This is a genomic window from Geoglobus sp., assembly GCF_054018175.1.
In genome coordinates, this window is the sequence record NZ_JBPLZQ010000029.1 from 1 (window position 1) to 8,313 (window position 8,313).

The window sequence follows — 8,313 nt, forward strand, 5'->3', positions numbered from 1 at the left end:
AGAGGTGGAGAAGTACGTCGACCACACCATCAGAGTGCCTGCGTCGAAGCCAATTTTCGCCGCGATAACCCACTCGGTCGCCCTTCAGCTCCTCGCCTACCACACCGCAAGGGCGAGGGGGTGTGAGATCGACAAGCCGAGGAACCTCGCCAAGAGCGTGACGGTCGAGTGAATTCTACGGTGCTGATCGGTCAAAGCCTAAAAAAGGCGGTAGTCGATCAGTATGGTTGCTCCGATGACCGCGATGAGGAGGTTTATGACATCCTTGAGCCTCGCACCGTCAAATTTTGCGCCGAGCTTCGTGCCTGCAAAAATTCATTTGGGATCTGGTACTGTCATTTTCTGTTCCTTTTATGCACAACGCCTTATCTAACTTTGTTTGCCAATGATTCGTAGAATATACTCTATATCTCCCCTGTCCACTCCACGTATCGCGTAAAGCACGGCGAAGTACAGCACCACTGCCACAAGAACCGCGATAACCCCTTGTACGAGCGTTGCCGGCTTCTGCGTTAGGAGAAACGCGGTCATCACAAAGCCTGCAAAGGCCGGCCTTGTCAGGTGCTGCGGGGAAAAGAATATGTCGAATTGCCTCTTAGACAGGTATGCGAGAATCCCCCAGACAACGGCATTCGACGTGAGCGTCGCTGCGGCAGCTCCGGAAATCCCGAACACCGGAATCATCGCGTAGTTAAGTGCGATGTTCAGGGCCATCCCTATTAAAATCGATTTCACGGGATACTCTGGCATCTCCTTCGCGTTGAATATTACTGCCCAGAACCCCACGGCACTCCTCAGTATCAGGAACGAGAGTATCCAGAAAACCGGAAGGGCCGCGAGGTACTCCCTACCGTACACAACCAGGATGATCTCCCTTGATATGGCCGGAAGCCCCATGGACGCTGGGACGGCGAGGATTGCGGAATACTTGAACACTCTGTTGAATGCGTTTTTCAAATCGTCACCCTCGAGCTGTACGAATACCGGAAAGAGGACCACAGGTAAGGAGAGAATTCCCGCAACCGCACCTATGATGCTGTAACCCGCCCTGTAATATCCAACGTACTCCTCGGGGAGAAACATGCCTATCATCACTGAATCCACGTAGGCGAAGACGGTCCAGGCTATGCTGCCAACCGTCAGGTAGCCTGTGAACCTCACGACCCTCTTCAGGTTTATTTTCTCGGCCCTTCCAGTTATCACGTCCCTGTAATTGCGCAGCAGAAGTGCGAGGAGAGAAACGGCTGAGGCTGCGGACGCTATCACGAATCCTGAGATGGCGCCAATCACGGCAAAGCCCAGCGTGACCAAGAGAAGTATGCTCACCACCCTGAAGAGCTCGTAAACGATCGATCTGACGAGGTTCGCCCTGAAGTCGTTGAGGCCGTTGAATATTCCGGTGAGGAAGGTGGAAAGAGGGTGTACGAGAATGAACAGCGAAACGATCCTGAGGGGGGTGGCCATCTTCTCGTTGTGGAAAACGCTGAGAGCGAGGTAATTCGAGATGATCAGGAGGGTGGCGGATACCGAAACTGCAAGGATCAGTTTTACCTTGCCCAGTTCCTTTATGTACCCCCTCACCAGCGGCCTGTTTCCTTTCCCGTACGCCTCCGATATGTACCTGACGAGAGTCTGGGTTATCCCGAGGTCCGTGAACGTGAGGACGAGAAACGCGACGGATATGCTGAGGGAGTACAGTCCGAAGTTCTCCGGACCGAGCGCCCTTGCCAGGTATATCGTGATTATCAGGCCAGAAATGTTGCCAATAAGCACTGCCGAGCTGTTGTATATTGCGTTTTTTGCCACTCTCCTTGCAAGCACGGAACGAATTGTGACGTGGTTGAATTAATACTTTGGGTTCACAACAGCAGGATGTGCTGACACCCCTGCCCTCGCCCGGTGATTCACATCCTGCATCTCATCATATCAATAAAATTTTTATGAACATTCACAGCAAATGTCCCAATGCCCAGTTTCAGACCCACTCTCCTCACCCTCCTTACCTTCATGTTCATCGTTTCAATCCTGTCCTCGGTATCTATCATTTCCTACATGCATGTTAATGTGGTCAATGACTTCTTCGAGGGGAAGGTCAAGTCCACCCTCAGGTCAAAGGTTCTGGCAATTGAGAGGTCCCTCAACAGAGAAATCTCAAACCAGAAGGCGTTTTTAATTGCAGTGAGAGAACACCCTGAGGTTTCGGAGCTCGTACGGGACTTCTCAGGAACCCTAGCAGATCGGGGAATCGAGCCACCCTACCCTCTCGCTCTCAGCAACTTCGAAAGCTACCGCAGGGTCGTCTCGTACTTTACAGAGCTGAGTTCTGAGGTAACGTCCCTTGAGATGCTCCGGATTTTCTGGAAGGACGGATACGTGCTGGCGGGGGTGGTTTACGGTTCAGAGGACATCAGGGACTACAAGGGCGATAAGGAGTGGTTCAGCGAGGCGACATCGAAAAACTCGTCCGGTACAGTGTACATCTCCCCGATAAACGTTGCGAGACACACCGGCACGCCGGCAATCAGGTACGTCTCGCCAATCTACCTGAACGGAGATCTCGCGGGGGTAATCATCGCCAACTTCAACTTCAGGGAGACGTTTTCGCTGATCAAGGACTCGTTCTGGGAGGAGGGAGAGCACGTCTTCATCGTGGACCCGTATTACGAGAACGCAGAGGGCGAGGTTCTGGGTCCGAGGTTCATCGTGAACACGTACGATCCCAGGACGGAGTTCAACGAGAGCTGTCCGGTGTGCCCCCTCCTCGACCTCAGCGAGTTTTCAGGCGCGGAGGGGTTCAGGGAGTTCAGGTACGGAAACGAAACGGAGTTCTACGGCTACTACAAGTGGGTGACGCTGGAGAACGGGAGAGAGTACCTGATAATCTGCGCCATGACTCCCGAATCGTTCACGGGCCTGACGAACGACATAAAAAGGAGCGCGGTTCTTGGCGCGGTCTCCATAGGCTCGGTCTTCATGGTTGCGTCCATCTTCATGTCGAGGTACCTGCTGAACCCCATTGACGAGATCGTGCGGAAGGCAAGAATCGTGGCGAGTGGCGCGTACGACACGAGGGTCAGCATACACAGGGGATACAGGGAGGCGGAGATGCTTTCGAGGGCGATAAAGGATATGCAGGAAAGCCTCATCGAGTACCTCAGGAAGACTGAAGAGTACAGCGAGGGTCTGAAGCTCGTCAACTCGGTTATAAGGCACGACACCGTCAACCACCTCACAGCTGCGATGAACTACATCGAGTTTTACGAGGAAACCGGGGAAAAGGAATACTTGGAGAAGGCCAAGAGCTCCATGAACAGGGTGTCTGAGACGCTCAGGGTCTCGAGGGTGCTTGAGGCCGTTATGGAGACGGGAGAGATGAGGAGAGTCAGCGTCGCGGAATTCGCGAGAAAGGTCGCGGAGCGCTATCCCGAGCTCGACGTTGAGGTTGATGGGGACTGCGAGCTCATGGCCGACGATGGACTTGCCGTGGTGTTCGACAACCTCCTGCAGAACGCCCTTAAGCACGGAAAAGCTGAGAGGGTTCGCATAAAAATAAGCGAAGAGCCGGACTCGTGCACGATCACCGTTTCGGACGACGGTTATGGAATACCTGATGACCTCAAGAAGCGGATATTCGAGAAGGGGTTCAGCACGTCCGGGAGCGGTCTCGGCCTGTTCATAGTTAAGCTGATCTTGAGCAGGTACGGCGGGAAAATATGGGTTGAGGACAGCGAGCCGAAAGGGGCGAGGTTCGTGATAAAAATATGGAAATCTGGCTAATCCCTGGCCAGGTAGTCGTACAGGAAGGCCGCAGCTACCGCTCCCGCGATCGGGCCGACCACGTATATCGGGAAGAACTGCCAGAGATTTATGCCGTACATCGAGTCCACGACGTAGGGGCCGAATGTTCTTGCGGGGTTGAGGGAGGAGCCGGTTATGTTTCCTATGGTTATGATTATCCCTCCGACCGTCAGACCTATGATCAGCCCCGCGAATCCTGGAGGGGCCCTCTCGTCAACCGCCACTCCCATTATGACAAGCATCAGTACGAAGGTTCCTATCGCTTCTGTGAGGATGGCCTGCCCATAGCCTATCCCCGGAAATGGTGCCGTCGCTCCCATCCCTCCAATTAATGCGGCGTTGCTCCCAACACTTGCGAGAAACAGAACACTTCCTACCGTGGCCCCTATAAGCTGAGCGAGTATGTAGGGCACGACCTCCGATGTTGGAAACCTCTTCGTCGCCCACAGGGCTATGGTCACAGCGGGGTTTATGTGGGCACCGCTAACCCTGCCGAGAGAGTATATCACTGCCGCTATAATTAAAGCGAAGGCCATTCCTATACCGAGCCAGTCTCCTATGCCTCCAAGAGCACCTATGCCTATGTTGAACTCATTGGGCCTTGCTGCGTTTCTCGCTATCATCAGGGTTATTACTGCCGAGCCTGCACCGAAGAAGACGAGCAAAGCAGTACCCACAAGCTCAGCAACGAACCTTTTTGCAAGAGTCATAATCAACCCTCTTCGTAGGCCTCATTGCATATGACGCACAGAATTCTCGGAACGGGCTTTTTCAGCTTTCTCGCCGGAAAGGGATAGTCTCCTCTCCACAGCTCCACGTCTTTCCTCGCGAGATGCTCCATGCACACTCCCATTCCGCACACTATGCATATCGCCACTGCATCGGTATCCCTGCCCTGCTCTGCGCAGATGTAGCACTTCACGCTCAATCACCACCAAAAAAGAAAAATTGGCTAAACTGCCTCTCTCCACTGACAGTGCACGTGCCTCGTGTCTATCAGAGCAGCCGTAGCGCAGTCCTTGCACCTTCTTGCCGGAGCGTTTGGCGTGTCCTTGTGCAGGGCGATCACGTTGGTCATCATCGTCGCCGTTACCGGCTCACTCGTCAGGAGACACGGGTAGTCGGCAAGCCTCATCAGGGCCGAGAACCTGACGGTTATCGCACACCCGGGATATGCGTAGCGCTGCGGGTTCATGAGAACCTCGTTCATGCTTATGGGGCTCAAATCGACTTCGAAGTCACCGACCTTCACCCTGAGCTCCTCTCCACTCCCGTTTCTCGCTCTCGTCGCCTTGTCGAGCAGCTTCCATCCCCTGTAGATCATGTCCATGAAGTCGTGGTTGTGCAGCTCGACTGCCGCATCTCTCGCGGGGTAAAGCTGGACGTAGTTGTGGAATCGCTTTGTCAGCAGGTCGACCACCATCGGTGCGGTGAATCCGTCGAGCTCCAGTATGTACTCGGTTGCGACGGCCGTGGAGCCTGTTGCTACCCACAGCGGGTGATACTCGTTTTCGAACTTCTCGAGGTTCGCTCTCAGGGTGTTCTCCATCACCTGACTCACGGCCTCTATCGTGGCCATCACAACATCGTCTTTGCACATGTTGAACGTTGACTGGGCTATGTGGTGCGCTATGTCTCCAACGCAGTAGGCCGGCACGGTGAGGATGTTTCCGTAGTGGACACCATCGTCGAGGGCCTCTCTGACTGCAGGAGCGATTCTCCTTTTGTATTCGCTCATGTACTTCCTGACGTCGAAGCTCTCGTGCCCGAGGCTGTCCATGAGCTGGGCCTGAGCCTCAGTCGGCTGGTCGTATATGAACTTGAGCATCTCTATCTCCTTTCTCACCGCCTCGCTTACAGTGGCACCCTTCTCAACCTCCTTGGCGAAGACGTCCCCTATGCCGTACGAGGTGTTCATTGCCCACGATTTCGCTGCGAGAATCGCCTCCTTGTGCTCCTTGGGTATGTCCACCGTCTTCAGTATCTGGTTCACCACGTTGCTCGTGCTTCCCGGAATTAGAGCGAAGTCAACAACGCAGGTTGGCCCGTAAAATCCTCCGTACCTCCTCACGACTTCCTTGCCGATTATTGCCTCGCCCTTCTCTATTCCCTCTATGAACTTCTCGGCACTCTTTCTGAAGCTCTCGTCCTCTTCGTACAGAATCTCCAGTATTGCCGGGGTCTGGTAGTGCTCGACGAACGGATCGTCCTCGGGCCTAACGGTCCTCGTCAGGCTTCTCAGAATCTCGTAGTGTGCATTGACGCTGTCCACATGCAGCCTTATGACCGCCTTGCTCTGCTCGCCAACTGCCTTCATTTTGTTTACCACATCCACATAGGGCTTCACGTCGTCTATTACGAACTCTCCGCCCCTCTTCTCCTTTATCACGTTCACATCAGCCCACTGGGCTGCGATGGCCTCCTCGACCATCTTCTCGATAACTTCTCTCATACAATCACCATCCATTTATAATTTTTAATAATAGATATACCATTTGGTGGACAGGTTTATAACCGGAACCCGGAAATGTCCACCCGCACAGATAAATATGATAAATGTGGACATATACACCATGTACATAGCAAAGGTTCGCGTTAACCAGCACACGTGCTCACTCGCAAAGGCAACTGAGAGCGGTCACGTAACCATGGAGCTGCTCGAGTACATTCTCCTGAACGAAGAAGAGGCCCTGTTTCTCGGCAGGATATCGAGGATAGACTGCGAGCCGAGGGAGTGTTTCGACGTCATAGAGTCTCACGAGAGCACGAAGTTCTTCCAGATTCTCGAGAAGACAAAAACGAGCCTGGATTTTCTGGCAGTTATAAAGGACACCGCAGGAATAAAGGCATTCGAAGAGTCATACTGCTTCATAAAGCCACCGATAATCGTCGAGAACGGGAACAAGCTCTACACCGTATACGCTCCGGACATAAGCCTGCTGAGGAGGGCGTACGAGAAGCTGAAGAGGATAGGGAACTGGGAGGTAATAGAGGTCAGGAGCATAGACAGCAAGGGCGTCAGGCTTACGGAGAGGCAGTACGCGATTCTGAAAACGGCCTACGAGATGGGGTATTTCGACAGGAAGCGGAAAGTCAGGCTCGAGGACATAGCCAGCGCGATGAACCTGTCAAAAAGTGCGGTTCACAAGCACCTGCAGGAGGGGATAAGCAGGCTCGTCGCCAAGTACTTCGGGAGCGATGAGTTTGGGGAGTGGGAGTAACCGTTAAAAACTGCCACCTCAATACTTCCCGTTCCAGATGGACCGGAGACTTGTAAGTGCTCTCAGGGATGTGGGAATTGACGAGCTCAACGAGCTGCAGAGAAGAGCGTATGCGGAGATAAAAAGCGGGAGGAACTGTCTCATAGTCGCGCCGACCGGCAGCGGAAAGACGGAGGCAGCTGTGATTCCTGTTATTGAGGAGATTCTGCAGAACAGTCTTCCAGGAACAGCTCTTATGTACATCACACCTCTCAGGGCTCTGAACAGGGACATGCTCAGGAGGATAGAGCAGATTGCCTCAAGGCTTGGGCTGAGCATAGCCGTGAGGCACGGAGACACGGGGGAGGGAGAGAGGAGGAGGCAGTCCCTCAGGCCACCGCAGATACTGATAACAACACCGGAAACGTTTCAGCTTCTCTTTCTCGGGAAGAACCTGAGAAGGGCTCTGAAGAATGTCAGGTACGTGATACTGGACGAGGTTCACGAGTTTGCCGACAGCGAGAGGGGCGTTCAGCTCTCGGTCGCGCTGGAAAGGCTCAGGGAGTACTCCACCTTTCAGATCATCGCCCTGTCGGCGACTGTGGGCGACAGGGAGAGAATCTCTGAGTACTTCGGCTGTGACAGCATTGTCGAGTTCCGTGGAGACAAGAGGTACGAGTTCACAGTCGTGAAAGCCGACAGGAAAGATTCCGACAGAGAACTCGCCAGGGAGCTGGGTGTGGATGATGAAACCGCTGCTGAGCTCAGGACGATAGAGGAGATTGCCGAAGGGCACAAATCCGTTCTAATCTTTGTCAACACGAGGCAAACCGCAGAGGCTCTCGCGCTTAAGCTGCGGAGACTGATGGATGTGGAGGTTCACCACGGATCCCTGTCCAAGGACGTGAGGATAGAAAACGAGAGGAAGTTCATCAGCGGTGAGGTGAAGGCACTGATCTGCACCTCGTCTCTCGAGCTGGGAATTGACATTGGACACGTGGACTGCGTAATACAGTACAACAGCCCGAGGGAGGTTGCAAGGCTCATACAGAGGGTAGGGAGGAGCGGTCACAGGCTCGAAAAGGTTTCGAAGGGGTACGTAGTCACGGGGAGCTTCGACGACATTCTCGAGTCCATCGTGATCGTGAGGAGGGCACACGCAGGGAAAGTTGAGGTGACAAGGGTTCACGAAATGAGCCTCGACACGCTCGCCAACCAGATATCCGCGATGGCCCTCGAGTACGGAATGATAGACGTCAGAAAGGTCTTCGAGATTGTGAGGAGGGCTTACCCGTTCAGGAGCATTGACTTCGAG

7 protein-coding genes are annotated in these 8,313 nt (G+C 53.8%); 3 read left to right on the top strand and 4 right to left on the bottom strand.

Annotated elements, in window-relative coordinates:
- Positions 1–369: 369 nt before the first annotated feature.
- Entirely contained in the window at positions 370–1,821 is a 1,452-nt protein-coding gene (locus ACXJJC_RS02420) for a flippase (protein ID WP_456369180.1), read from the bottom strand.
- Positions 1,822–1,965: 144 nt separating this feature from the next.
- Here ACXJJC_RS02420 and ACXJJC_RS02425 point away from each other — a divergent pair, with 144 nt between their 5' ends.
- The gene (locus ACXJJC_RS02425; RefSeq protein ID WP_456369182.1) at positions 1,966–3,777 is read left to right on the top strand and encodes a sensor histidine kinase; all 1,812 of its coding nucleotides are present in this window, start codon (positions 1,966–1,968) and stop codon (positions 3,775–3,777) included.
- Here ACXJJC_RS02425 and ACXJJC_RS02430 read toward each other — a convergent pair.
- The 3 genes from ACXJJC_RS02430 to ACXJJC_RS02440 are packed head-to-tail and all read right to left on the bottom strand — an operon-like array spanning position 3,774 to position 6,250.
- Positions 3,774–4,508 (bottom strand): MIP/aquaporin family protein, encoded by a 735-nt coding sequence (locus ACXJJC_RS02430; RefSeq protein ID WP_456369184.1) that lies wholly within the window; start codon positions 4,506–4,508, stop codon positions 3,774–3,776. The genes ACXJJC_RS02425 and ACXJJC_RS02430 overlap by 4 nt on opposite strands.
- 2 nt (positions 4,509–4,510) lie before the next feature.
- A complete protein-coding gene (locus ACXJJC_RS02435) occupies positions 4,511–4,720 on the bottom strand; it encodes a DUF2180 family protein (protein WP_456369186.1) in 210 nt (69 codons plus the stop codon).
- Between the two features lie 30 nt (positions 4,721–4,750).
- Positions 4,751–6,250 (bottom strand): DUF2193 domain-containing protein, encoded by a 1,500-nt coding sequence (locus ACXJJC_RS02440; RefSeq protein WP_456369188.1) that lies wholly within the window; start codon positions 6,248–6,250, stop codon positions 4,751–4,753.
- Between the two features lie 121 nt (positions 6,251–6,371).
- On the opposite strand from ACXJJC_RS02440, the gene ACXJJC_RS02445 reads away from it, so the two are divergent.
- A complete protein-coding gene (locus ACXJJC_RS02445) occupies positions 6,372–7,019 on the top strand; it encodes a helix-turn-helix domain-containing protein (protein ID WP_456369190.1) in 648 nt (215 codons plus the stop codon).
- A 37-nt stretch (positions 7,020–7,056) separates the two neighbouring features.
- On the top strand, positions 7,057–8,313 hold a 1,257-nt coding region (locus tag ACXJJC_RS02450; protein WP_456369192.1), incomplete at its 3' end, for a DEAD/DEAH box helicase.

What these genes read in the sequence shown, in the direction of transcription:
- ACXJJC_RS02430 (WP_456369184.1), bottom strand. Translation starts at nt 4,508, where the DNA reads ATGACTCTTGCAAAAAGGTTCGTTGCTGAGCTTGTGGGTACTGCTTTG.
- ACXJJC_RS02440 (WP_456369188.1), bottom strand. Translation starts at nt 6,250, where the DNA reads ATGAGAGAAGTTATCGAGAAGATGGTCGAGGAGGCCATCGCAGCCCAG.
- ACXJJC_RS02445 (WP_456369190.1), top strand. Translation starts at nt 6,372, where the DNA reads ATGTACATAGCAAAGGTTCGCGTTAACCAGCACACGTGCTCACTCGCA.
- ACXJJC_RS02425 (WP_456369182.1), top strand. Translation starts at nt 1,966, where the DNA reads ATGCCCAGTTTCAGACCCACTCTCCTCACCCTCCTTACCTTCATGTTC.